The organism is Massilia sp. 2TAF26, from assembly GCF_052115005.1.
Classification (GTDB): domain Bacteria; phylum Pseudomonadota; class Gammaproteobacteria; order Burkholderiales; family Burkholderiaceae_D; genus Telluria.
This window is the reverse complement of record NZ_JBFRFV010000144.1, coordinates 1-370: the sequence shown is the minus strand read 5'-3', so window position 1 is coordinate 370 and position 370 is coordinate 1. Positions and strand designations below refer to the sequence as shown.

Here is a 370-nt window from a genome sequence, read left to right as displayed (position 1 = left end):
ATGAACAAGTGTGCATCCTGGTGGCACGCGATCGCAGCGGCCAGACCATCGACGCCGTGACCGGCAAGGGCAGCGTGAGCAAGCGGCAGCTGGTGCAACACCTGGGGCCGCGCCCGGCACCCGACGTGCTGCTGGTGACCGATAGCCATGCGGCCTACCCGGCATTCGCGCGGGAGGTCGGGATTTCGCATGAAGCCATCAACGCGAGCGCCGGCGAAAGAAAGCGCGGTGCGCTGCACATCCAGAACGTGAACGCCTATCACAGCCGGATGCGAACCTGGCTGCTGCCGTTCCGCGGCATCGCCAGCCGTTACCTGGACCACTACTTCGGCTGGCGCTGGGCGCTGGATGGCCCGCTGGATGGCCAGCG

1 protein-coding gene is annotated in these 370 nt (G+C 67.0%); it reads left to right on the top strand.

What is annotated here, in order from left to right:
- A partial coding sequence (locus tag AB4Z32_RS27865) for an IS1595 family transposase (RefSeq protein WP_442125035.1) occupies positions 1 to 370 on the top strand: 370 nt, incomplete at both ends.